Genomic DNA, 23570 nt, shown 5'->3' on the forward strand with positions numbered 1-23570 from the left:
TAAACAATGACAGGTAGTAATGAAGTATATGAAGTAATTGTCGTTGGCGGCGGACATGCTGGTTGTGAAGCTGCTTTGGCAAACGCAAGACGTGGTATAAAAACCATATTATTTGCAGTTAATTTAGATAGTATAGCTATGTTGCCGTGTAACCCTAGTATAGGTGGCACATCTAAAGGACATTTAGTAAGAGAAATCGATGCCTTGGGAGGTGAAATGGGTAAAAATATTGACAAGACTTATCTTCAATCGAGAATGCTAAATACCGGAAAAGGTCCTGCTGTACACTCTTTGAGAGCACAAGCAGATAAACATAAGTATGCCAGCACAATGAAAAGGACTTTGGAACAACAAGAGAATCTCCACATTCGACAGTCAGAAGTTGTGGATATTCTAATTGAAGATCACGAGGTCAAAGGTGTAAAAACAGTTTCAGGTACCATATATGAAGGTAAAGCAGTGATTATCGCTACTGGCACTTATCTTAAAGCAAAATGTATATATGGAGAAGTAGAAATCAATAGTGGTCCTAATGGCCTTCAAGCTGCTAACCATCTATCAGATGCACTTAAAAAACATGGTATTAGTATGTATAGATTTAAGACAGGTACGCCGGCTAGAATCGACGGTAATACCATTGATTTCACAAAGATGGAAGAGCAAGCCGGTGATTTAAAAGTGGTACCATTTTCATTTGAGAATAAAGCATCAGATATAGAAAGAAAACAAATCCCTTGTTGGCTTGCATATACTAATGCGTCCACCCATGATAAAATTAGAGAAAATTTAAGTAGGTCTCCATTGTACAGTGGGGTTATTGAGGGAACAGGACCTAGATATTGTCCATCAATTGAAGACAAAGTTGTAAGGTTTGCTGATAAAGATCGACATCAAGTGTTTCTCGAGCCAGAGGGCGAAGATACATCAGAAATGTACGTACAAGGTATGTCAAGTTCCTTACCGGAAGATGTACAAAAAGCAATGCTTAGAACCATACCTGGTATGGAAAAGTGTCAAATTATGAGAACCGGTTATGCCATTGAGTATGATTGTATTGATTCTTTGCAGCTTCATCCTACTTTAGAGTTTAAAGAAATAAAAGGTCTTTTCAGTGCCGGACAATTTAATGGCAGTTCGGGTTACGAAGAAGCTGCAGCTCAAGGATTGGTTGCAGGCATTAACGCTGGCCAACGCATATTGAATGAAGAAATGATAGTCATTAGTCGATCAGAAGGCTATATAGGTGTATTAATTGATGATCTTGTTACAAAAGGTACAAAAGAACCCTATAGAATGATGACGTCTAGAGCTGAGTATAGATTGCTTTTAAGACAAGATAATGCGGATTTGAGGTTGACAGATATTGGCTATAAAGTCGGGCTTATAACAGAATTACGTTACGCAAAATTTTGTGCAAAAAGAAGAGCAATAGAGCAAGAAGTAAAAAGATTAAAAAATACTACAGTAGGTGTAAAACCTGTCGTATTAAGCTATTTGGAAGAAAGAGGTAGTACACCTCTAAAATCAGGTGCAGTTTTAGGAGAATTACTAAAAAGACCGGAGATTGACTACATATCTATGGCAGTTATAGATGCTGAACGGGTACCTCTTGAAGAAGATGTGGTTGAGCAGGTTGAGATAACTCTAAAATACGAAGGATACATTAAACGACAAGAGCAACAAGTGGAACAGTTTAAAAGACTTGAACTCAAGTATATACCAGAATCCATCAATTATGACGAAGTCTATAGCCTTAGAATTGAAGCAAAACAAAAGCTAAATATGGTAAAACCGATATCTATCGGGCAGGCTTCTCGTATTTCCGGTGTATCACCTGCAGATATATCTGTACTACTGGTATATTTGGAACAATATAAACATAAGATGGGAAATGATCATGAACATAAATAAAATTACTGAAAAATTCAAGAATATTGACATACAATTGAACGAGCGACAGGCAGAACAGTTTTCTATTTATTATAAGGAACTTTGTATTTGGAACGATAAAATAAATTTAACGTCTATATTAGAAGAAGATGCAGTACTTATGAAACATTTTGTAGATAGCCTATTATCAACAAAAGTTATTGATTATAAGGATGTAAAACGACTGATTGATGTAGGTACAGGTGCTGGCTTTCCCGGTATTCCTATAAAAATTGTATACCCCCACATAGAAGTGGTTTTGCTCGATGCTCTAAGTAAACGTGTTATATTTTTAGATCATGTCATTGAAAAACTAGATCTTAATGGTATTTCTGCGGTTCATGGGCGAGCGGAAGACCTTGCAAGAACAGATTTACGTGAATCATTCGATCTTTGTGTATCAAGAGCAGTTAGTCAATTAAATGTTCTATGTGAGTATTGCTTACCTTTTATTTCTAATAATGGACTATTTATATCTTACAAGGGGAATAAGACCATAGAAGAACTAGAACAAAGTAAGAACGCCATCTCTATACTTGGTGGAAAAGTTGAGTCAGTCGTTGACAATATTGTATTGGATGCTTCTACTAATAGAGGCTTTGTCATCATTAGAAAAGAATCAATCACAGATGTAAAGTACCCAAGACGTGCAGGAAAGCCATTAAAGAGGCCATTATAATTATTTCCCAGGCAATAATTTCTATGCTATAATGATGATGAAATGAATGTAAACAATATGTATAAAGGCGGTTATTTTATGAATCCCGATTTATCCTATCAAGTATTTCAGATACCAGTTGAGTTTATAAGTCCGAATCCAAACCAACCTAGATACAGATTCGATGATGCTATGTTGACTGAGTTGGCAGAGTCCATTAGACTTTATGGTATTATGCAACCAATTAGTGTAAGGTTGCTTGAAGCGAATCAATATGAACTTGTGGCTGGTGAAAGAAGACTAAGAGCCGCTAAGCTACTAGAAATGACAACTATTCCGGCATTAATCGTTAATGTTACAGAAAAAGATAGTGCCATATTGGCTTTAATAGAAAATTTGCAACGTGAGAATCTAAATTTTATTGAAGAAGCTAAAGGATTTGCTCAACTTATTTCTAATTATGGTCTAAAGCAGCAAGAACTTGCGAATCAATTAGGAAAAAGCCAATCAACAATAGCCAACAAGTTAAGATTGCTTAATCTTTCAGAAAACGTCCAAAATCAGTTATTAAACGCTGATTTGACAGAACGTCACGGAAGAGTATTATTAAAACTTGAAAATGAAGACGATCAATTAAAACTTGTAGAGCGTATGATTAATGATAAGTTGAATGTAAGTCAGAGCGAAAAGCTTGTTAATAAAATATTAGTAGAACAAAGTCTAAACAACGAAAACATTTCAGAAAAAGTCGTTGTAAAAGGTTATTTAAAAGATATTCGCTTATTTACCAACACCATAAAGCAAGCAGTGGAAATGGTAAAACATACAGGTATAGATATAAATTATCAAATCAAGCAGACTGAAGAGGCGTATGAAATTAGTATACGAATTCCTATGGAGGATAGTTAGAAATGATAGAGGCAAGATATGTATTTGGAAAGGAAGCTTTGGAACTCTGTGGTAGCATACGTTATGAAGTTTTTACAGAAGAACAAGGGGTTGACGTCCAGCACGAACGTGATTTTTATGATCATTTTGCGCATCATGTGGTTGTAATGGAGGGTGACATAGCAGTTGCAACAGGAAGATTAGTTTTTACAAATGAGATTTTTTTACTAGGACGAATAGCGGTTCTAAAAAATCATAGAGGGAAAAATTATGGTGATTTGGTAGTAAGAATGTTAATTGACCGTGCTTTTAATATCGGTGCAGAAGAAGTAGAAGTTCATGCACAATTATCTGTACAAGGATTTTATGAGAGTATTGGTTTTATACCTATAGGTGAACCATTTTATGAAGCAGGTATTGAGCATATAAGGATGATCATAGATCAAAATAGCCTTCAAAAGAGTTGCCAGTAAATATAAAGGATAAGCGCCCAGTTTACTTATAAGTAGACTGGGCGCTTATCCTTTATATTATGACATCTTAACTCTATTTTTAATGAAGATATACCATAAGAACTTCTAGAGTTGATTCGGGTTTTTCCAAATGTGGGTAATTTTTGGATCGATCAATAGTGGAACTCTCTATGGCAGGATTTAATGATTTATAGTTGTTGATGAGAGCTTCATAATCACTATTGGTGCGTGTACCTTGAATTATAAAAATATTATTGTTAATTTTTGATATCGCCTCTTTGATATTAACGTTATTAAAATGGCATAAATCAGAAGCATAGGTATATTTAGAAGCACTTCCACTTAAATGAGCAGCTTCTCTAAAAGTATCAATATAAGCTAATTTAAGATGAATGGGGTTATAAAACTTATTCTTTAGACTTCGTCGAATCATCAACCTTGAAAACATAATATTATAGAATGTTGTACCAATAACAGGTAATTCAATTAAAAACTTATTTAACTTGTCTTTACGTTTAGGATTTCTTGAGAGATCATCAAAATCACCTGGATTAATAAAAATGAGACTATTAAAGACTTCTGGATTTTGTAAGCAAGCCATTGTTGCATAAGCATTACTTCTTCCGCTTGTTAAGACGGAAGTTTTTTCCCGAATAACATTTTTTCTGAAATCAAGAAGTAATTGAACAAAAAGATAAGCAGTATATGTAATTTTGGGCTTATCAGATTTTCCATAACCAATTAAATCAAGAGCATATACGCGGTGATTTTTTGCGAGGGTATCGATAAGCTTATTATACTCATAGGAAGAGCTATCAGCTGAAGTATCATGTATGAGAAGAAGGCTGGAACCTCTTCCCTGAACCGTATAGAATATTTTACCGAATTTCCATTGGTAGTAATGTGCTCTACTATGATATAGCTTTTCTTTTATAGTAGAGAGTGAGAAAATAAGTCGGTTATATAAGAATAAAAGGCAAGTAGCAAAACCTATAAGTACTAATTTCTGAGAAATTTTTTTCAAAAGAATAACTCCCTTCAAAGCAAGCAGAATATGTTGACTACTACTATTATGGCCGAAAAACAGTTTTATTTCAATAGCAATCCTCTAATTACTTAAAATTAAAGTAATAATATATCAATACCTTGTACACCATGTGAAATTAGTGATATAATTATATGAAAACATATAATAAAGGAAAGTGGCTATGTATAAGAAACAGTTTGACCAGTTGGATGAAATCATTGATAAAACCATTGATTCTATTAAGGACAGTGTTAAAGAGATAAAAGATATCAGTGATTATGCAAGACAAGAGTATCTTGAGCTTGAAGAGGAATTCCTTCGACTAAAAATTGAGGCCACTGACCTTATTGATCGCGTTGATTCTTTGGAGAGGAAGTACAGGTTATCCAAATCCAAACTTTTAATGATTAATAAGAATTTTAATATGTACAGTCAAGAGGAGATGCAGCAAATATACGAAGCAACTGATAAGTTGAGGGTAGACTTAGCGGTTGAAAAAGAAAGAGAAATGAATCTGATAAAAAGAAGAAATGAACTCGAGTTGCATTTAAAATATGTACGAAAAATATCAGAAAAGGCGGAAAAACTTTCTTACAATTTTGATATAGCGTATAGCGTTCTTTCTGGTGATTTGAAAAAAATTACTGAAAAAATTGATGATATTCAAAATAAGGAGATTTGGGGCCTTAAAGTCATAGAAGCTCAAGAAATTGAGCGACAAAGAATAGCTCGAGATATGCACGATGGACCAGCCCAAAGTCTTTCTAATCTCATTATTAAGACAGAACTTTGCATTAAACTGTTGGATATTGATATAGACCGTACAAAATTAGAACTTCAGACTTTAAAGATGTATATTAGAGGTACCATTGATGAAACCAGACGAATGATTTATAATCTACGTCCGATGTCAATTGATGACCTTGGCTTAATACCAACTTTAGAACGTCTCATTGATAAAATGAGTGATGATCTAGGATTTACAATCGAGTTCAATGTAGTGGAATGTGAGGATTATGCAACTGAAGAAATTGATCCTGTTGTTAACTTAACGCTTTACCGCATTACACAAGAGGCACTTAATAATGTTTTGAAGTATTCAAAAGCTTCAAGAGTATGTGTGGACTTGACATATGAGGACAGTGGTATTGAACTAGAAATAACAGATAACGGCATTGGTTTTGAAGTTGGTGATATGAAGTTGCGACTTGAAGATAATAAAGGATTTGGTATGTCTATGATGCGAGAAAGAGCTAATCTTTTATCTAGTGAGTTTAAAATTGTATCAAAGTCAGGAAAAGGTACCTCAATACATATAAGAGTTCCCTTAATTAGTAAGGAGGAGAGACATGAGTAAAATTAGAATAATGATAGCCGATGACCATTCTATGGTAAGAGAAGGCTTAAAACAATTAGTAGAGTTAGAAGATGATATTATTGTAGTTGCCCAAGCTGGAAATGGTAATGAGACAATAGAGAAAATTATTGAGTATAATCCAGACGTGGTGTTGTTAGATATTAACATGCCAGAACGTAACGGACTCGAGGTATTAACATACTTAAAGCAAAATGATATTGTTGCTAACATTATTATTTTGACAATCCATAATGAGGTTGAATACCTTTACAAAGCAGTTGAAATAGGTGTCAAAGGTTATGTTCTAAAAGATTCTGAGTCTGATGTTCTGATACGTGCTATTCGATCTGTTTATGAAGGTGAGACGTATATTCAACCTAATATGGCATCATTATTATTTAAGAAGATGAATAATGATGAAACGGGTGCGGTACACAATACAAGATTGACAAAAAGAGAAGTAGAAGTGCTCAAATTAATTACAGAAGGTTTACTTAATAAGGAAATTGCGCATAGACTTTGTATAAGTGAGAAAACAGTTAAGAATCATGTTTCTAATATTTTTAAGAAGATAGAAGTTTCCGATCGAACTCAAGCTGCAGTGTTTGCAATTAAGAATGCTATTGTGGAGTTGTTTTAGGAGTTTGGCATCAACTATGAATAATAAATATATAAACGTATTGGATTAGCTAAGTCTCTAGGAAGAAATATCTTAGAGGCTTTTTTTTGTTCTCAAGGAAAGTCATACTTTAGTATTCAGCCTTGAAGTGTGGCAGAATACGTTAAGGTCCTTTCCTTTCGAACCGTTCAGAAATATGAGTAGAGCTCATAACAAAGCGAAGCTTCTTTTCTTGTCTCAAGGAAAGTCATAGTTTAGTTTTCAGCCTTGAAGTGTGGCAGAATACGTCAAGGTCCTTTCCTTTCGAACCGTTCAGAAATATGAGCAGAAGAGCTCATAACAAAGCGAAGCTTCTTTTCTTGTCTCAAGAAAAGTCGTAGTTTAGTATTCAGCCTTGAAGTGTGGCAGAATACGTCAAGGTCCTTTCCTTTCGAACCGTTCAAAAATATGAGCAGAAGAGCTCATAACAAAGCGAAGCTTCTTTTCTTGTCTCAAGAAAAGTCGTAGTTTAGTATTCAGCCTTGAAGTGTGGCAGAATACGTCAAGGTCCTTTCCTTTCGAACCGTTCAAAAATATGAGCAGAAGAGCTCATAACAAAGCGAAGCTTCTTTTCTTGTCTCAAGGAAAGTCATAGTTTAGTTTTCAGCCTTGAAGTGTGGCAGAATACGTCAAAGACCTTTCCTACTAAAGTAGAATTTAATGGAGTTATACCTAAGTTATAGCGCCAAATTGTTTCACGTGAAACAATTTGTTATTATTTATTAAATGATTGGCAATGTTTCACGTGAAACATAATGAATAGTTGAGGTGAATGTGCTATAATGAGAAAGGAAAATGAGAGTAGGTGTAGAAAATGGGTAGAATTATAGCGATTGCCAATCAGAAAGGTGGGGTTGGTAAAACAACAACAGCAATCAATCTTTCGGCTTGTCTTGCAGAAAAAAATAAGAAGGTTTTAACACTAGACATAGATCCTCAGGGGAATACAACCAGAGGTTTGGGTATTGATAAGACCAAACTGAAAAACACAACATATGAGTTGCTCCTAGGTACGCGTTCCTTAGAAGAAACGGTAATGGTTAACATCTACGACAATCTTTCTTTGATCCCGGCAAATGTAGAATTGGCCGGTGCAGAAGTAGAGTTAATTGGTTTAAAAGAAAACAGTTTTATAATGAAGAAATTACTAAATAGTATTGTAACAGAGTATGATTTCATCATCATTGATTGTCCGCCATCTTTAAGTATACTAACAGTAAATGCGCTAACTGCAGCAGATACTGTATTGGTACCTATTCAATGCGAGTTCTTTGCACTTGAAGGACTCTCACAATTAATGCATACCATCAATTTAGTAAAAAAACGCCTTAACCCTGATTTGGAAATTGAAGGGGTGGTTTTCACAATGTATGATGCAAGAACGAATTTATCCATACAAGTTGTAGAAGAAGTGAAGAAGGAACTGAGACGTACAAATATATATCAAACAATTATACCAAGAAATGTAAGACTCGGTGAAGCACCTAGCTATGGTTTACCAATTAATCTGTACGATTCAAACTCTAAAGGTGCAGAAAGCTACAGACTTTTGGCGGATGAAGTCATTGAGAGGAGAGTATAACATGGCTAAAAAAAGAGGACTTGGGCAGGGACTGAATGCACTTATATCTGACGAACTTGAAGATGAAATATTAGATCATGGTAAAGGTGGAACCTTAAATATAAGGATATCCAATATAGAACCTAATAGAGAACAACCTAGAAAAGTTTTTGAAGAAGATGCATTACATGAATTGGCAGACTCAATTTCGCAGTATGGGATTATTCAACCACTCATTGTTGCAAAAAAAGATAAGTATTATGAAATCATTGCAGGAGAACGAAGATGGCGTGCTGCGAAAATAGCTGGTCTTAAAGAAATACCGGTGATCATCAAAGATTATTCTGACGAAATGATTCTAGAAGTATCTCTTATAGAGAACATTCAAAGAGAAAATCTTAACGCAATTGAAGAAGCATTAGCATATCAACGACTTATTGCAGAGTTTTCTCTTAAGCAAGATGAAATTGCTGAGAAGGTTTCGAAAAGTAGGTCGGCGATCGCCAATACACTTAGACTATTAAATCTTAGTAATCAGGTACAACAAATGATTATTGATGAGATGATTTCAAGTGGTCATGCTAGAGCTTTATTAGCTATAGAAGACCAGAATGCTCAACTCGATATTGCGACAAGAGTTTTTGATGAAAAACTCAGTGTAAGAGAAACCGAAAAACTGATAAAGAATTATTTGAATCCTAATAAGAAAATCAAAAGGGATGTAGGCATTTTAGAGCTTGATCCGATTTATAAAAAAATTGAGGATGATGTTAAAAAAATACTTGGAACTAAGGTTTCAATTATTAAAAAAACTGAGCAGTTAGGGAAAATTGAAATCGAATACTATTCTAAAGATGAATTGAACCGAATATTAGAATTAATGCACACTATTTCGAATCAATAGGAGATTACACATGGACATTTATCAATTTATTAATGATTATACGACTGATATTATTGCAGTTCTTTCAGTTGTCACTTTAATACTACTATTAACCAGTTTAATACAAATTATTACGATTTCTCGTCTAAAAAAGAAGTATAAGTCTTTTACGCATCTAAGCTCGGAAATCAATATCGAAGGGGTTTTGATTAGTAATCAAGAAAAAATCATGGATTTAATTGAGGACAAGGTAATAATTAAAGAAGATATCAAAAAAATCTATGAAAATCTTAATAAGACATTTGAAAGTGTTGCGATGCATAAATATGACGCTTTTGGCGGCATGGGTGGTCAATTAAGTGCTGTTATAGTGTTGATAAATAAGAATTTAGATGGTTTTTTACTAAATTCTATACATACTAGAGAAGGCAGTCACCTGTACACAAAACAAATTATTAAAGGTAAGACAGAGCAAGCATTGTCAAAAGAGGAGCAGGACACTATTAAAATAGCCATTGAAAAATTATAGGCGAACTAACGAACAAGACCTAAGAGAGGCAGATCATGAAATATAAATTACTTGCAATAGATTTAGATGATACATTACTAAGTGATCAACTTGAGATTAGTAAAGAAAATAAAAAAGCAATTATTGAAATGGAAAACATGGGTATTCATGTAGTTTTTTGTTCTGGTAGAGCAAAAGATTCAATGATGAAATATGTTAAAGAAGTAGGTGTTCATGAAAAAGAAGACTATATAATTTCTTATAATGGTGCGGCAATAGATCGATTTGATGGTGAAAGACTATTCTATAAACCAATTTCAAAAGAATATCTAAAAGAACTCATTGACATCGGCAGACAACATAACATTGATACACAGCTATATACAGATGAGATTATTGTTGAAAAATACACAGAAAAAACCAAACTATATGAAGAACTCTCAGGCTTACCAGTGAAGGTGGTCAGTGACTTAAAAGAAGTAGAAGAGAGCATAAAAGTACTGTATAATCACGTTGCAGGGGAGGCATTAGAAAAATTAAGACTTGAGTTAACGGCTAAATTTGATCGTACTTTTAATATTTTCTATTCCAAGTCTCATTATGTTGAAGTGCTTCATAAAGAAGCTAATAAAGGGCTAGCGGTTAAAAACTTAGCTGAGAGCCTAGGTATTAGCCGAGAAGAAGTAGTTGCTATTGGTGATGGATTTAACGATGTATCCATGATTGAATATGCTGGTCTTGGTGTGGCTGTCAATAACGCACATGATGGTGTAAAAGAAAAAGCGGACTATATAACTGAAGCTGAGAATAATGAAAGTGCTATAAGTGAAGTATATGAGAAGTTTATCAAAAAAAATGATTAAGGTCTAAACCCAGATTTGAGAGTTAATTATAATATTTCCTGGGAAATAAGACGGTAATAAAAAAACCCCTCTATATAGAGGGGAATGATGAATGATTTTTAAGTAAGACTTCGATTAGAAGAATAGCCATTGGATTAACAACCTTATACTTGATTTCTAGACCTTCACGTTTACCTTCAATAATATGCGCTGACTTTAGCTTGGCTATATGTTGAGATACGGTTGATTGGGGTATACTCAGACAGCTTTGCATATAAGTAACATTACATCCAGGATTTTTCAGCAAACCATCTACAATACATAGCCTTGCCGGATGACCTAGGACTTTCAATAATTCAGCAATTTCATCATATGTTTCTAATTCCATAATAACACCTCATCAAGTTTTGTCATGAACTTCTTAAATATCATAATATTATAATAAATAGAACAGTTTAATTGTATCAAATAAATCGAACTATGTAAATAACAGTGTCAATAATATTATATGTTTGCTATAATAAGCCTGTAATATTGTAACACCTAGCTGTAAAATACTAATGGAGGCGTCTTATGAACATAAAAGGAACTTATGAAATTATTCAACATAATATTAGAGTTAGTAAGCTTGCAGAAAAAGTAGCTTACAGTATGGGCTTAGATGAGGAAACATGCCAAAGTGTTGCTGTATCAGGTCTATTTATTGACATGGGTAAGTTATCTATGGACAATGAAGTGTTTGGTAATTCTAGAGATCTTACCAATGATGAATATGAGTATGTAAAACAACACACAACCAAAAGCACACAAATGCTTATACAAGCAAGTCATGTTTCAAATGAAGTCTTAAGCAGTATCATGCATCATCATGAAAACTATGATGGATCAGGGTATCCAGATAAGCTTAAGGGCGAGCTAATTCCTTTAGGAGCAAGAATATTAAAAATTTGTGATGTCTTTTATGCACTGCTTGAAAAAAGACCATTTAGAGAAGATTATTCTAAAAAAGAAGCGATATTAATTATGTCAAAGGAAGCAGAAAAATTCGACCCCAAAATTATGACCGTTTTTAAAGAAGTCGTGAGTACGACCAGAATCAATTTCTAATAGATTATGGGCATAGAAAAGAGGACAAATTGATCAAAAGAATTGCAAACATAAGTGAAACTAAAGCCATAATTGATAAATACGGATTTAGTTTTCAAAAAAGATTTGGGCAGAATTTTCTAATAGATTCTAATATAATAGATAAGATTATTCAAGGTGCAGACTTAACAAAAGAAGATGTTGTACTGGAGATTGGACCGGGTATTGGGAGCTTAACCCAAGCTATGGCAGAGGCGTCAAAAAAAGTTATAGCTGTCGAAATTGATAAAAAATTAATACCGGTTTTAGAAGATACACTTAGTGATTATGATAATGTTAGGATTATAAATGAAGATATCTTGAAGTTAGATATAATGAAGTTAATTTCAGAAGAAGGTGCTGACCATATTAAGGTTGTAGCAAATCTTCCATATTATATAACAACACCTATTATTATGAATTTACTAGAAAAAAGGCTACCAATATCTTCTATCACTGTCATGATCCAAAGAGAAGTAGCAGAAAGAATGGATGCGGTTCCAGGAACTAAGGCTTATGGTGCTCTTAGCTTAGCTACAACCTATTATGCACAAACGGAACTCGTAACCATGGTAAAACCGGATTGTTTCATTCCTAAACCTAATGTAGGTTCAGCAGTTATCAAGTTGACCAGACGCAATACGCCTTCTGTTTCTGTTATAGATGAAGCTACACTTTTTAAAATTATAAAAGGTGGCTTTGCTCAAAGAAGAAAAACTTTGATTAATAGCTTAACAAACAGTCAGCCTCAATTTGAAAAACAGCAGGTCATTCATGCCCTTGAAGTATTAAACTTAGATATTAGAATTAGAGGCGAGGCTTTAAATCTTAATCAGTATGCAGAGCTAACTAATTTATTAATAAAAGATCAAAGATAGAATCAAAGAAGCCATCACATATGTGATGGCTTCTTTGATTCTGTATGGTTTACGTATGCGTTAAGGAATTTCCTGCTGTAAAAGGTTGTTCTTACTTTAATGAGATGTATTTCTTATAACATTTATACTACCAACATCAACACTAAGAAAAATATTAGCGTCATTCCGATTAGATACTACGGGTATATCACTAGAGATATCTGTTAACTTAGTATTGCTATAAACGTGGCTTTCATCATTTTGTGGTAGAATTAAATCTAGGCTTCCTATGTTAACATTAGCATCCAATTGATGAACAGGTTCAAGGAAATCCAACCGAATATCACCGGCATTAGACGTTAATGTTGCATCAAGAGGAGATTTGTTAAAAACAAAATCCAAATCTCCAAAATTATTAGAAGCTTTAAAGCTTTGTATTTCTTCTTGTGCTAAGAGTCGCAAAGTTCCTGTATTTACGGATAGCTCCAACTGATTGACCTCTGCCTCGGTTTTTAGATTAATGTTACCGGCATTGATTTTAAGATATAATTGGTCAAGCGGCTGGAAGAGCTCAATTTTCAACTCACCAACATTTGAAGTTATATTTAGGTTGTTAAGATGATTAGGCAAAACCAATCCATCTAATTCTGAAACCGTCTTCTCAATGGTTAATATATCGCATTGATAATCTTCCGGTACATATAAGGTAATAGAACCGTTATATGTTTGATCGGTGAAAACGTTGTTTAGCCGAAGTTTGGAAGTGATATTTATCTCCTGATTATTTTGATTAGCCTTATAATCAATGATATATTTATTTGTATCGGGCACTTCTCGATCAAAAACTACCTTAATATCCTCTCGATCTTCATGCACAAAGATTATGGCTTCAGTAGTAGCAGAAATTCTAATTCTATCAAAGGCCTCGAAAGTTTTTTCCTCATGTAGTAGTTTTGTATTAAAACGACTTGAGGGGTTGTCTTTGTCGAATTCCAAGCCATCCATATCAAAATCAAAATCCATAGTGACATTGTCAAAACCATTAAAAGCCAGATTTGAATTAAAAAATTCTTTGAAGCTCAATTCATGCTTATCCATATAACTAATCACAATCAAAGCTGCAAGTGCTATAATAGAAATTGAGATTAATAGTGCTTTGCCCATGTTGCTATCAAAACTATTTTTCATAACGATCACCTCTTATTAATTGAATATTCCATTTCACATATTTTACAGTTAATATACACCAGTATTTTATAAACCAGATGGATAATATAATTAGAAAAGAACCGGTTCCGATTAAAAGAATACCACTGCTACCCATTAAAACGGGATGTTCAATAAGTATTAAAGGTAAATGAAACACACCCGGTAGAGAGAAAAATGTTGAAACTAAGAAAGCTATACCGGAAAAAAATAGACCGATACCACCGCCTAGAAAGCCAATAACAATGCCCCATATACCTGCATAAATACCCAATACGAAAATTAAGTTAAATAGCAGAAGTCCTATTCCAATGAAGAGGCTTTTTAGAAACTTAATACCGACAGGTTCTACAGGCTGAGATGTTTCTTTTTTTCGGTAGGTGGCGGCTATTTGGTCAGGATCACCAAACCTTGACAAGATTTTTTCTAGATCCTCTGAATTTGATCCGGCTTGGTCCAACTGATGTTTGTAATGATCGATAATACGAAATCGATCTTTTACTTTATATTTAATGAGTGCAGCATCCAAAGATGTTAAAAATTCTGATTGCGTCATAAGAGGACTCCTTTCATACTTTTGTTGATAAAGTTAGTATAGCAATCTATTATTCATTTACCCATATAAAAGGATTAGAATTTAGTTAGAAAACTTGACAAAACATCAAAAAGTGATATACTTTGAGTATCAAACTATTCTAAACTCAAATCAATCCATATCTATAACCAGACACCCATGTATAACGAAAGCATAGAGATTTTGATTTAAGGAGTAAATTATGAAAATTGCAAGAATATCCGGTATTGGGCATTATGTACCAGAGCTCAAAGTATCCAATAACGATCTATCAACAATGATGGATACAAATGATGAATGGATTCACTCGAGAACCGGTATAAGAAATAGACATATTGCAGTTACTGAAACCTCTTTTGAGATGGCCGGTTATGCATCTTTAAGAGCACTAGAAAAAGCAGAACTGGACCCTAAAAATGTTGAACTCATAATTGTGGCAACCTTTTCAGGTGAGTATGCCACACCATCCATGGCTTGCCTTGTTCAAAAGGCGATTGGTGCTAGTAAGGCTATGTGCTTTGATCTCAATGCAGCATGTTCAGGCTTTGTTTATGGTATAGATGTTGCAGACCAGTTTATCAAAACCGGTAAATACAAGAATGCCTTAGTCATAGGAAGTGAGAAGTTGTCCCAGATCCTAGATTGGGAAGACCGAAGTACTTGTGTATTATTTGGAGATGGTGCAGGCGCTGTGATTTTAGAAGCCAATGATGAATTTGGTATTATTGATTCTATTAATTATGCAATTGGCGAAGCGTTTGAATGTTTATATGCAAAAAATGTTGGTAATAAAACACCTTTTTATGAAGAACAAAATGAGCATAAGCTTATGATGAATGGGCAGGATGTGTTTCAATTCGCTTGTAAGAAGGTACCCGAGATTCTTTATGAAATGATGGCAAAGAATCAAATTACACAGGAAGATGTGGATTACTTTGTGCTCCATCAGGCTAATGTGCGTATTGTATCTAAAATAGCTAAACGCATGAAAATCAATATGGACAAGTTTTATGTCAACATGGAGGCATATGGAAATACATCTGCAGCATCTATACCCATTGCATTGTCGGAAATGTCAGAAGAAGGTTTGCTGACAGGCAAAAAAGTAATCATTGCGGGATTTGGTGCGGGATTGACATATGGCTGTAGTCTGATACAATTTTAATGAATGGATGCCTTGAATGGTTAAAGTGTTTTGAAACTTTAACCTGATTACAAGGATTCAAATAAAGTGTTTTTGATAACAAAAACCCAAAAAACAATAGATAAAATAGGAGGCAGTAAAATGACTTTAGAAGCGTTAGTAGAAATTATTGTAGAAGAATTAGATGTAGAAGCAGCAGAGGTAGTGCCAACAGCATCTTTTATTGATGATCTAGGTGCAGATTCATTGGATCTTTTTGAATTGGTAATGAGTATTGAAGATGCGTTTGGTGTTGCAATACCAAATGAAGAACTGGCAAATATCAAGACCGTTCAAGATGTTCTTGACTATGCTGAGGCAAATGCTTAAACAATAGACAAAAAAGGTAAAAAGAACTTTTATTTAATATAGAGGTTCTTTTTACCTAAATTAAAAAGAATGTATCAAGGAGAATAAAAATGGGTAAGATTGCATTTATTTTTCCGGGCCAAGGCGCTCAACATGTAGGCATGGGTCGGGAAATTATTTCTAATTACATTGAAAGTAAGAAAGTGTTTGACCAGGCCAATGACTTATTGGATTTTGACTTATACGATTTATGCAACACTGAAAATACAAAAATTAATGATACAGCCTATACCCAGGTGGCATTGCTATCGGTATCCATAGCTACATTAAAAGTCATAGAAGACATGGGTGTCAAAGCGGACTATCTTGCCGGCTTGAGTCTAGGTGAATACAGTGCTCTCGTTGCAAGTGGATTACTGAGTTTTGATGAAGCTATTGATATTGTTAGAAAAAGAGGGCAATACATGCAAGAAGCTGCCCTTGAAACAGATGGTGGTATGGCTGCAATTATAGGTTCTAGTCAAGCGGCCATTTTAGAAGTCTTTAATCAAGTTGACGGTTATTTAACCATAGCCAATTACAATAGCAGTAAACAAATTGTAATTGCAGGTGAGAAGGCAGCTCTGGACAAAAGTTATCCATTATTTGAGGCAGCAAAGATAAAAGTTATACCCTTGAACGTTAGCGGGGCCTTCCATAGTGACCTCATGGCCGGTGCAGCAGAAAAACTAAGACCAAGGCTTGAGTCTGTTATATTCAGTGAATATAAAACGCCCTACCTAAGCAATGTAACAGGTAAGGTGGTTACAGATATAAGTCAGATCAAAAACCTGTTGATAACACAAGTGAAGTCGCCTGTTTTATGGGAAAACAATGTACTAGAAATGATTGACCTAGGTGTAGATACCTTCATAGAAATCGGTCCAGGCAATACATTGGCAGGCTTAATAAAGAAGATAGATCGCAAGAAAAAAGTAATCAGTGTTAATAGTATAGATGGACTAGAAGAACTAAAAACATTCATGGAGGATAAGTAATGGCAGATTATAAAGTAGCACTTATAACAGGGGGCAATACCGGAATAGGTAAGGTAATAGCCTTAGAACTTGCTAAAGAAGGACATGATATTCTTCTAAATTATGTTTTTGATGAGGCAGCTGCGCTTGAAGTTAAAAGTCAAGTCGAAGCTATTGGAACCAGATGTGAACTTCTATATGGCGACATTAGTGACTTTGGTGTCGTGGAAAAAATGATGGAAGATGCCTTTAAGATTTTTGGTAGAATTGATGTTCTTGTTAACAATGCCGGTATAACAAGAGATAACCTGATTATGCGTATGAGCGAAGACGAATTTGATGCGGTCATTAATGTCAATTTAAAAGGTACTTTTAACTGTTGTAAGCATATTGCAAGAAAGATGCTTAAGCAAAAAGAAGGCAAGATTATCAATATCGCATCTATTGTTGGTGTCATGGGTAATGTTGGTCAAGTGAATTATTCGGCATCAAAAGCAGGCGTCATCGGCCTGACTAAAACCTTAGCAAGAGAATTTGCATCTAGGGGCATTAAAGTGAATGCCATTGCACCGGGATTTATTAAAACGGCGATGACCGATAAGATGCCCGAGCAAGCGAGAACTGAAATGATTGCCAACATACCTCTAAATAGACTTGGAGAGCCCAAAGACATCGCTGACTTAGTTGTATTTTTAGCATCAGAAAAAGCGGATTACATAACAGGACAGATTATTGGCGTTAACGGTGGGTTATATATATAGTAAGGTTATAGCGCCAAAACATAGTTTTGACATATTAATCTTAGTAAGAACAAAAAGATGTGAGAAGGAGTATAAGAATGAGTAGAAGAGTTGTCGTCACAGGTATTGGTGCAATCACACCAATTGGAAATAATGTGGACCAATTTTGGTCGGCATTAAAAGAAGGTGTTTCAGGTGTGGATATGATCACTCAATTTGATGCGTCCGACTATCCGGTCAAAATTGCAGCTGAATTAAAAGATTATAATCCTAAAGATTTTTTAGATAGAAAAGATGCGAAGCGTATGGAACGTTTCTCACAGTTTGCAGTGATTGCAGCTGGAGAAGCCCTTGCTATGTCAGGTCTTGAGGTGACAGAAGAAAACTGTGACCGAATTGGAACTTTTATCGGATCTGGTATGGGTAGTCTTGGTATGATTGAGGAAGAAGAGCAACGTTTGCTTGAATTTGGTCCTCAAAGAGTAGCACCCCTCATTATTCCCAAAATCATTGTTAATATGGCAGCGGGTAATGTTGCAATTAAATATGGTTTAAAAGGACCTTCTCATTGTATTGTGTCAGCGTGTGCTTCAGGTTCACATTCTATTGGCGAAGCCTTTCGTAACATCAAGTTTGGCTATATGGATGTTGCTGTAACCGGCGGCACAGAAAGTTGCATCACACCTATGGGTATTGCAGGATTTAGTGCCTTAACAGCATTAAGTACGAATCCGGATCCCAAAAAAGCATCCCGACCGTTTGATGGTGGGCGTGATGGTTTTGTTATGGGTGAAGGCGCCGGTATATTGGTTCTTGAAGCGCTTGACCATGCTCTAGAACGTGGCGCTACCATATTGGCTGAAATAGCAGGATACGGTGCAACGACCGATGCTTATCATATGACATCACCGGCACCTGGTGGTGTGGGCGGAGCCAAAGCCATGACTTTAGCGATTAACGAAGCCGGTCTTTTGCCATCAGAAGTTGATTATATCAATGCCCATGGCACAAGTACCCCATATAACGATAAATTCGAGACAGAAGCTATCAAAGTTTCTCTAGGTGAGCATGCATCAAAAGTTGCCATTAATTCCACCAAATCTATGACTGGGCATTTGTTAGGTGCTGCCGGTGGTGTAGAAGCCGTTGTATGTATCAAATCCATTCAAGAGGATTATCTGCATCCGACAATTAATCAAGAGATTCATGATCCGGAATGTGATTTGGACTATGTACCAAATGTTGGAAGAAGTGCAAAGGTGAATGTAGCCTTGTCCAATTCATTAGGGTTTGGTGGTCATAACGCTACCTTATTATTCAAAAAATATAAATAAAATAAGTTTGGGAGGATATGTCCAATATGGAAACGAAAGAAATATTTAATCTAATTGAAAGTTTGAAGACGACAGAATATGCCCATATAGAAATTACTCATGAAGGGACGCATCTGGTATTTGATAAGATTGGCGGAAAAATAATTAATGAGCCAGCCATCCCTTCAACACCGATACAAAATAATGTAAACATGACAGAAACGACACCAGCACCCTCCGGTAACATATATTATGAAGAAAAAACAGTGACAGCAACACCTGTTGAAGAAGAGAGCTTTTTGTCTATTGACTCACCAATTGTTGGAACCTATTACAATGCACCAAGTCCTGAAGCCGGTGCTTATGTTAAAGTAGGCGATAGGGTAAAAAAAGGTGATGTGGTATGCATTATTGAGGCCATGAAACTTATGAATGAGATTGAATCTGAAGTGGATGGCGAGATTGTTGCAATCATGGCTCAGAATGAAACACCAGTAGAATATGGTCAAAAACTTTTTAAAATAAAACCCTTATAAGGAGCATGATATGTTAGATATTAAGCAAATTCAAGAAATAATTCCACATAGAGCACCATTTTTATTGTTAGACCGTGTAGATGAATTGGTTGTTGGTGTAAGTGCAACAGCTACAAAAAACGTTACTTTTAACGAATATTTTTTCCAAGGCCATTTTCCTGCAGAACCGGTTATGCCTGGTGTTTTAATTATTGAAGCCTTAGCTCAAACAGGTGCAGTAGCCATATTGGCCAAAGAAGAAAATAAAGGTAAGATTGCATATTTTGCAGGTATTGATAAAGCAAAATTTAAACAAAAGGTCGTACCGGGCGACGTGCTAAAACTAGAAGTGGAAATCATTAGATCAAAAGGTCCTATTGGCATCGGTAAGGCGACAGCATCAGTAGATGGTAAGATTGCTACGGAATGTGAACTTAAATTCTTTGTCGGTTAAAATAGGAGGCTTGTATGTTTGAAAAAATATTAATTGCCAATCGAGGTGAGATTGCTGTTAGAATCATAAGAGCATGTCGAGAGATGGGCATAAAAAGTGTTGCAGTTTATTCAGATGCAGATAGAGAATCGCTCCATACACAATTGGCAGATGAGGCGATATGTATTGGTCCAGCTAATTCTAGAGAAAGTTATCTAGATATTACAAGAGTCATTAGTGCTGCTGTCATAACAAAAGCAAACGCCATTCATCCTGGATTTGGCTTTTTATCGGAGAATCCGACCTTCGCACATGCTTGTGAAGATTCTAACATAATACTCATAGGTCCCTCGTCAGAGATGATTGAAGCCATGGGTAATAAGTCAAGAGCCAGAAAAACCATGATTGAAGCAGGTATTCCTGTTGTACCGGGTTCAGACGGTATTGTCAAAAGCATTGAAGAAGCTAAAAGGATAGCAAATGATATTGGCTATCCTATGATTGTCAAGGCATCTTCTGGCGGTGGCGGTAAAGGTATGCGTATTATCTTAAATGAAGGTGAACTTGAGAAGAATTTTATCATGGCACAAAAAGAAGCTAAAGCATCTTTTGATGATGATGCCATGTATATGGAACGTTATATTGTTAATCCTAGTCATATTGAATTTCAGATTTTAGCAGACAATTTCGGTAATACGGTGCATCTTGGCGAACGCGACTGTTCTATACAAAGACGCCATCAGAAGATTGTGGAAGAAGCACCATCTTCAAGAATTACGCCAAAACTAAGAAAAACAATGGGTGATGTAGCTGTAAAGGCAGCAAAATCTATCAAATATAGAAATGCCGGAACCGTTGAATTTTTACTTGAAGAAAGTGGTGAATTTTTCTTTATGGAAATGAACACACGTATTCAAGTAGAGCACCCGATTACAGAGATGATCACAGGTATTGACTTGATTAAAAAACAGATAGAAATTGCAGGTGGAAAACCTCTAAATCTAAAACAAAAAGATATCGTGTTAAGGGGACATTCAATTGAATGCCGCATTAATGCAGAGAACCCTTCAAAAGGATTTAGACCTTCACCGGGAACCATTGATTATTTACATATGCCTGGCGGTAATGGTATTAGAATAGATTCAGCCATTTATAACGGTTATACGGTACCACCACTTTATGACTCAATGTTGGCGAAGCTCATCGTTCATGGAGATACACGTGAAGATGCTATCCGTAAGATGAACAGCGCCCTTGGTGAGTTTGTGGTGTCTGGTATTGATACCAACATTGACTTTCATATGGAAATTATTAATCAACCGGATTTTATTTCTGGGAATTATAATACAAGTTTTATTGAGAACATTCAAGGCGACAAATTTGTTAAATAGGTTAGGTGGCATTTATGAAAAATATATTCAAGAAAACCCATTATATTCAATTGACACCCAATCCAAAGAATACAAACGAAGCCAACGTTCCAACAGGATCTTGGATTAAATGTCCAAACTGTCATGAATTAATTTACAAAAAAGCATTAAAGGACAGTGATTTTGTTTGTGGTAGCTGTAAAAAGCACTTTAGAATGGATGCTGAAAGTCGTCTAGATTCAGTTCTGGATGAAGGTACTTTCTTAGAGATGTTTACTGACCTTAAAACAGTCAATGTTCTGAATTTCAAAGGATATGATGAAAAAATCAAGGCCTTAAAAATCAAAACTAAGCTGCATGAAGGCATAATGACGGGTACAGGTATGATAGAAGGTAGAGAAGTTGCTATCGGCGTCATGGATTCTAGATTTTTAATGGGTAGCATGGGTGCTGTTGTAGGAGAAAAAGTAACATTATTGGTTGAGATGGCGACGGAAGCTTCCTTACCTGTTATCATTTATACCGCATCAGGTGGTGCCAGAATGCAAGAAGGCATTATATCACTCATGCAGATGGCCAAGACATCAGCGGCTCTAAAACGACATTCAGATGCAGGCTTACTGTATATAACCGTTTTGACAGACCCAACAACAGGTGGTGTTACAGCCAGCTTTGCTATGTTAGGTGACATCATTTTGGCGGAACCAGGTAGTTTGATTGGATTTGCCGGTCCAAGGGTTATTAGAGATACCATTAAGCAAGAGTTACCGGATGGTTTTCAGACAGCGGAGTTCTTAATGGAACATGGCTTTGTAGATAAAATTGTTCATAGAGAAGACATGAGAAGTACTCTAAGCAGTCTTCTTAAAATGCATAGTTAGGAGGATCTTAGTATGAAGGCATGGGATCGCGTATTAAAGGCTAGAAAAAAAGATCGTCCGACTTCTTTGGAATATTTGGACGTTATATTTGATTCTTTTATTGAACTACATGGAGACCGTTTATACTCAGATGATAAGGCCATTGTAGGTGGGCTTGCAAAACTTGGGGATATAAATGTTACGGTTATAGCACAAGAAAAGGGTAAAAAGCTCAAAGATAAGATGGCGAGAAATTTTGGAAGCCCCTTGCCGGATGGCTATAGAAAAGCACTAAGACTCATGAAGCAAGCAGAAAAGTTTAATCGTCCGATTATCTGTCTCGTAGATACACAAGGTGCCTTCTGTGGCATTGAAGCTGAAGAACGTGGGCAAGGTGAAGCAATCGCCAGGAATCTCTATGAGATGTCAGCACTCAAAGTACCTATTATAACCATTATTATTGGTGAAGGTGGTTCTGGTGGTGCTCTGGCACTTGCGGTATCTGATGAAGTATGGATGCTAGAAAACGCCATCTACTCTATACTTTCACCGGAAGGTTTTGCCAGCATACTTTATAAAGACGGATCAAAGGCGCCACTCATTGTGGATGAAATGAAAATTACCGCAAAGGATTTACTTGGTCTTAAAGTCATAGAAAAAATCATTGATGAACCTGAAGAAGGCATTGAAGTCAATTTTAACCAAACAGCAGCAGTTTTGAAAAAAGCTTTAATTGAGAAAGTCGAAGAGCTATCGCTGTTGGATGAAACGACTTTAGTAAATAAAAGATATAATCGGTACAGACAATTTACATATGAATAGTATTGAACTATAATAGAGACGTGTATACGTCTCTATTATAGTTCAATGCATTTTTGTGAAATAGAGGAAAAAAATGACGATGTATAATAAAAATACTAAAAAGAAAAAGATTAATCCCACTTTTAAAGCTGGTATTATTTGTGTTTTGGCTATAGCAATAATCTGGGTGGTCATGACTTATGGTAATGTCTGGTAGTAGGGTATGTCCTTATGTAAGCCTTTACATAGAATCATATATTCTATATAATTAACGAAGGGTCAAAATAAGATTTATTAAAATTCATTTATTTATATGATTAAGGTGTCAAAACTATAAAGTTGAACTTTCGCATACAATATATAGTTTTGACCCTATAACCTTATATGAATATTGAACGGAATAGTTTTGACATTTTAACAGGATAAAGGCATTTTTTATAAATGCAACAAATGAAACAATATAAAAGACATAGGAGGATAAAGT

General features: G+C 35.3%; 25 protein-coding genes and 1 pseudogene. 22 read left to right on the forward strand and 4 right to left on the reverse strand.

The window, feature by feature from the left end:
• The first annotated feature begins 6 nt into the window (after window positions 1–6).
• From mnmG to PATL70BA_RS08785, 4 genes are all read left to right on the forward strand, one after another.
• On the forward strand, window positions 7–1911 hold the full coding sequence (gene mnmG, locus PATL70BA_RS08770) for a tRNA uridine-5-carboxymethylaminomethyl(34) synthesis enzyme MnmG (RefSeq protein ID WP_125137012.1): 1905 nt from the start codon (window positions 7–9) through the stop codon (window positions 1909–1911).
• A complete protein-coding gene (gene rsmG / locus PATL70BA_RS08775) occupies window positions 1898–2608 on the forward strand; it encodes a 16S rRNA (guanine(527)-N(7))-methyltransferase RsmG (RefSeq protein WP_125137013.1) in 711 nt (236 codons plus the stop codon). Before mnmG ends, rsmG begins: the two co-directional genes overlap by 14 nt.
• A 78-nt stretch (window positions 2609–2686) precedes the next feature.
• A complete protein-coding gene (gene noc, locus PATL70BA_RS08780; RefSeq protein WP_125137014.1) occupies window positions 2687–3496 on the forward strand; it encodes a nucleoid occlusion protein in 810 nt (269 codons plus the stop codon).
• Window positions 3497–3498: 2 nt separating this feature from the next.
• A complete protein-coding gene (locus PATL70BA_RS08785) occupies window positions 3499–3948 on the forward strand; it encodes a GNAT family N-acetyltransferase (protein WP_125137015.1) in 450 nt (149 codons plus the stop codon).
• 79 nt (window positions 3949–4027) lie between these two features.
• Here the strand turns inward: PATL70BA_RS08785 and PATL70BA_RS08790 are convergent, their stop codons facing one another.
• Entirely contained in the window at window positions 4028–4972 is a 945-nt protein-coding gene (locus tag PATL70BA_RS08790) for an alpha/beta fold hydrolase (RefSeq protein ID WP_125137016.1), read from the reverse strand.
• Between the two features lie 184 nt (window positions 4973–5156).
• On the opposite strand from PATL70BA_RS08790, the gene PATL70BA_RS08795 reads away from it, so the two are divergent.
• The 6 genes from PATL70BA_RS08795 (at window position 5157) to PATL70BA_RS08820 (ending at window position 10805) form a co-directional block, all read left to right on the forward strand.
• Window positions 5157–6332, forward strand: a complete 1176-nt coding sequence (locus PATL70BA_RS08795; protein WP_125137017.1) for a sensor histidine kinase — start codon at window positions 5157–5159, stop codon at window positions 6330–6332.
• Window positions 6325–6972, forward strand: a complete 648-nt coding sequence (locus PATL70BA_RS08800; RefSeq protein ID WP_125137018.1) for a response regulator — start codon at window positions 6325–6327, stop codon at window positions 6970–6972. The genes PATL70BA_RS08795 and PATL70BA_RS08800 overlap by 8 nt, the downstream gene beginning before the upstream one ends.
• 832 nt (window positions 6973–7804) lie before the next feature.
• On the forward strand, window positions 7805–8572 hold the full coding sequence (locus tag PATL70BA_RS08805) for a ParA family protein (RefSeq protein WP_125137019.1): 768 nt from the start codon (window positions 7805–7807) through the stop codon (window positions 8570–8572).
• A 1-nt stretch (window position 8573) separates the two neighbouring features.
• On the forward strand, window positions 8574–9455 hold the full coding sequence (locus tag PATL70BA_RS08810; RefSeq protein ID WP_125137020.1) for a ParB/RepB/Spo0J family partition protein: 882 nt from the start codon (window positions 8574–8576) through the stop codon (window positions 9453–9455).
• A 10-nt stretch (window positions 9456–9465) separates the two neighbouring features.
• Window positions 9466–9963 carry a DUF4446 family protein gene (locus PATL70BA_RS08815; protein WP_125137021.1) on the forward strand — a complete coding sequence of 166 codons (498 nt, stop codon included), beginning with the start codon at window positions 9466–9468 and terminating at the stop codon, window positions 9961–9963.
• Between the two features lie 35 nt (window positions 9964–9998).
• Window positions 9999–10805, forward strand: a complete 807-nt coding sequence (locus PATL70BA_RS08820) for a Cof-type HAD-IIB family hydrolase (protein ID WP_125137022.1) — start codon at window positions 9999–10001, stop codon at window positions 10803–10805.
• Between the two features lie 70 nt (window positions 10806–10875).
• On the opposite strand, the gene PATL70BA_RS08825 is transcribed toward PATL70BA_RS08820, so the two are convergent.
• Window positions 10876–11172, reverse strand: a complete 297-nt coding sequence (locus PATL70BA_RS08825; protein ID WP_125137023.1) for an ArsR/SmtB family transcription factor — start codon at window positions 11170–11172, stop codon at window positions 10876–10878.
• A gap of 185 nt (window positions 11173–11357) precedes the next feature.
• Here PATL70BA_RS08825 and PATL70BA_RS08830 point away from each other — a divergent pair, with 185 nt between their 5' ends.
• Window positions 11358–11891, forward strand: a complete 534-nt coding sequence (locus tag PATL70BA_RS08830) for an HD-GYP domain-containing protein (RefSeq protein ID WP_125137024.1) — start codon at window positions 11358–11360, stop codon at window positions 11889–11891.
• Between the two features lie 32 nt (window positions 11892–11923).
• Window positions 11924–12787, forward strand: a complete 864-nt coding sequence (gene rsmA / locus PATL70BA_RS08835) for a 16S rRNA (adenine(1518)-N(6)/adenine(1519)-N(6))-dimethyltransferase RsmA (protein ID WP_125138455.1) — start codon at window positions 11924–11926, stop codon at window positions 12785–12787.
• Between the two features lie 96 nt (window positions 12788–12883).
• Here rsmA and PATL70BA_RS08840 read toward each other — a convergent pair whose 3' ends face one another.
• Together PATL70BA_RS08840 and PATL70BA_RS08845 are read right to left on the reverse strand one after the other, a co-directional pair.
• Window positions 12884–13954, reverse strand: a complete 1071-nt coding sequence (locus tag PATL70BA_RS08840; protein ID WP_125137025.1) for a DUF4097 family beta strand repeat-containing protein — start codon at window positions 13952–13954, stop codon at window positions 12884–12886.
• Entirely contained in the window at window positions 13944–14528 is a 585-nt protein-coding gene (locus PATL70BA_RS08845; protein WP_125137026.1) for a DUF1700 domain-containing protein, read from the reverse strand. The genes PATL70BA_RS08840 and PATL70BA_RS08845 overlap by 11 nt, the downstream gene beginning before the upstream one ends.
• Window positions 14529–14748: 220 nt before the next feature.
• Between PATL70BA_RS08845 and PATL70BA_RS08850 the strand changes: the two genes are divergently transcribed.
• The 10 genes and pseudogenes from PATL70BA_RS08850 to PATL70BA_RS16800 all read left to right on the forward strand — a co-directional run bounded on the left by PATL70BA_RS08850 (window position 14749) and on the right by PATL70BA_RS16800 (window position 23303).
• Window positions 14749–15711, forward strand: a complete 963-nt coding sequence (locus tag PATL70BA_RS08850; protein ID WP_125137027.1) for a beta-ketoacyl-ACP synthase III — start codon at window positions 14749–14751, stop codon at window positions 15709–15711.
• 120 nt (window positions 15712–15831) lie between these two features.
• Window positions 15832–16059 carry an acyl carrier protein gene (gene acpP, locus PATL70BA_RS08855; protein ID WP_125137028.1) on the forward strand — a complete coding sequence of 76 codons (228 nt, stop codon included), beginning with the start codon at window positions 15832–15834 and terminating at the stop codon, window positions 16057–16059.
• An 89-nt stretch (window positions 16060–16148) separates the two neighbouring features.
• Window positions 16149–17075, forward strand: a complete 927-nt coding sequence (gene fabD / locus PATL70BA_RS08860) for an ACP S-malonyltransferase (RefSeq protein WP_125137029.1) — start codon at window positions 16149–16151, stop codon at window positions 17073–17075.
• Entirely contained in the window at window positions 17075–17815 is a 741-nt protein-coding gene (gene fabG, locus PATL70BA_RS08865; protein ID WP_125137030.1) for a 3-oxoacyl-[acyl-carrier-protein] reductase, read from the forward strand. The genes fabD and fabG overlap by 1 nt, the downstream gene beginning before the upstream one ends.
• A 77-nt stretch (window positions 17816–17892) precedes the next feature.
• Entirely contained in the window at window positions 17893–19128 is a 1236-nt protein-coding gene (gene fabF, locus PATL70BA_RS08870; protein WP_125137031.1) for a beta-ketoacyl-ACP synthase II, read from the forward strand.
• A 26-nt stretch (window positions 19129–19154) separates the two neighbouring features.
• Window positions 19155–19643 (forward strand): acetyl-CoA carboxylase biotin carboxyl carrier protein, encoded by a 489-nt coding sequence (accB, locus tag PATL70BA_RS08875; protein ID WP_125137032.1) that lies wholly within the window; start codon window positions 19155–19157, stop codon window positions 19641–19643.
• A 10-nt stretch (window positions 19644–19653) separates the two neighbouring features.
• Window positions 19654–20076, forward strand: coding sequence for a 3-hydroxyacyl-ACP dehydratase FabZ (fabZ, locus tag PATL70BA_RS08880; RefSeq protein ID WP_125137033.1), 423 nt, complete (start codon window positions 19654–19656; stop codon window positions 20074–20076).
• 14 nt (window positions 20077–20090) lie between these two features.
• Window positions 20091–21446 carry an acetyl-CoA carboxylase biotin carboxylase subunit gene (locus tag PATL70BA_RS08885; RefSeq protein WP_125137034.1) on the forward strand — a complete coding sequence of 452 codons (1356 nt, stop codon included), beginning with the start codon at window positions 20091–20093 and terminating at the stop codon, window positions 21444–21446.
• A 14-nt stretch (window positions 21447–21460) separates the two neighbouring features.
• Window positions 21461–23107 (forward strand): annotated as a pseudogene (gene accD, locus PATL70BA_RS17000) (acetyl-CoA carboxylase, carboxyltransferase subunit beta).
• Between the two features lie 73 nt (window positions 23108–23180).
• A complete protein-coding gene (locus tag PATL70BA_RS16800; RefSeq protein WP_279233175.1) occupies window positions 23181–23303 on the forward strand; it encodes a hypothetical protein in 123 nt (40 codons plus the stop codon).
• Window positions 23304–23570: the final 267 nt, after the last annotated feature.

This window comes from Petrocella atlantisensis, assembly GCF_900538275.1.
Taxonomy (GTDB): Bacteria; Bacillota; Clostridia; order Lachnospirales; family Vallitaleaceae; genus Petrocella; species Petrocella atlantisensis.

Excerpts from the sequence above, each read along its gene's own strand:
- PATL70BA_RS16800 (WP_279233175.1), top strand. The coding sequence starts at position 23,181 with ATGACGATGTATAATAAAAATACTAAAAAGAAAAAGATTAATCCCACT.
- noc (WP_125137014.1), top strand. The coding sequence starts at position 2,687 with ATGAATCCCGATTTATCCTATCAAGTATTTCAGATACCAGTTGAGTTT.
- PATL70BA_RS08795 (WP_125137017.1), top strand. The coding sequence starts at position 5,157 with ATGTATAAGAAACAGTTTGACCAGTTGGATGAAATCATTGATAAAACC.
- PATL70BA_RS08810 (WP_125137020.1), top strand. The coding sequence starts at position 8,574 with ATGGCTAAAAAAAGAGGACTTGGGCAGGGACTGAATGCACTTATATCT.
- mnmG (WP_125137012.1), top strand. The coding sequence starts at position 7 with ATGACAGGTAGTAATGAAGTATATGAAGTAATTGTCGTTGGCGGCGGA.
- accB (WP_125137032.1), top strand. The coding sequence starts at position 19,155 with ATGGAAACGAAAGAAATATTTAATCTAATTGAAAGTTTGAAGACGACA.
- fabD (WP_125137029.1), top strand. The coding sequence starts at position 16,149 with ATGGGTAAGATTGCATTTATTTTTCCGGGCCAAGGCGCTCAACATGTA.
- fabG (WP_125137030.1), top strand. The coding sequence starts at position 17,075 with ATGGCAGATTATAAAGTAGCACTTATAACAGGGGGCAATACCGGAATA.
- PATL70BA_RS08820 (WP_125137022.1), top strand. The coding sequence starts at position 9,999 with ATGAAATATAAATTACTTGCAATAGATTTAGATGATACATTACTAAGT.
- fabF (WP_125137031.1), top strand. The coding sequence starts at position 17,893 with ATGAGTAGAAGAGTTGTCGTCACAGGTATTGGTGCAATCACACCAATT.
- PATL70BA_RS08815 (WP_125137021.1), top strand. The coding sequence starts at position 9,466 with ATGGACATTTATCAATTTATTAATGATTATACGACTGATATTATTGCA.
- PATL70BA_RS08800 (WP_125137018.1), top strand. The coding sequence starts at position 6,325 with ATGAGTAAAATTAGAATAATGATAGCCGATGACCATTCTATGGTAAGA.
- PATL70BA_RS08840 (WP_125137025.1), bottom strand. The coding sequence starts at position 13,954 with ATGAAAAATAGTTTTGATAGCAACATGGGCAAAGCACTATTAATCTCA.
- PATL70BA_RS08825 (WP_125137023.1), bottom strand. The coding sequence starts at position 11,172 with ATGGAATTAGAAACATATGATGAAATTGCTGAATTATTGAAAGTCCTA.
- PATL70BA_RS08785 (WP_125137015.1), top strand. The coding sequence starts at position 3,499 with ATGATAGAGGCAAGATATGTATTTGGAAAGGAAGCTTTGGAACTCTGT.
- fabZ (WP_125137033.1), top strand. The coding sequence starts at position 19,654 with ATGTTAGATATTAAGCAAATTCAAGAAATAATTCCACATAGAGCACCA.
- acpP (WP_125137028.1), top strand. The coding sequence starts at position 15,832 with ATGACTTTAGAAGCGTTAGTAGAAATTATTGTAGAAGAATTAGATGTA.
- PATL70BA_RS08830 (WP_125137024.1), top strand. The coding sequence starts at position 11,358 with ATGAACATAAAAGGAACTTATGAAATTATTCAACATAATATTAGAGTT.
- PATL70BA_RS08885 (WP_125137034.1), top strand. The coding sequence starts at position 20,091 with ATGTTTGAAAAAATATTAATTGCCAATCGAGGTGAGATTGCTGTTAGA.
- PATL70BA_RS08845 (WP_125137026.1), bottom strand. The coding sequence starts at position 14,528 with ATGACGCAATCAGAATTTTTAACATCTTTGGATGCTGCACTCATTAAA.
- PATL70BA_RS08850 (WP_125137027.1), top strand. The coding sequence starts at position 14,749 with ATGAAAATTGCAAGAATATCCGGTATTGGGCATTATGTACCAGAGCTC.
- PATL70BA_RS08805 (WP_125137019.1), top strand. The coding sequence starts at position 7,805 with ATGGGTAGAATTATAGCGATTGCCAATCAGAAAGGTGGGGTTGGTAAA.
- rsmG (WP_125137013.1), top strand. The coding sequence starts at position 1,898 with ATGAACATAAATAAAATTACTGAAAAATTCAAGAATATTGACATACAA.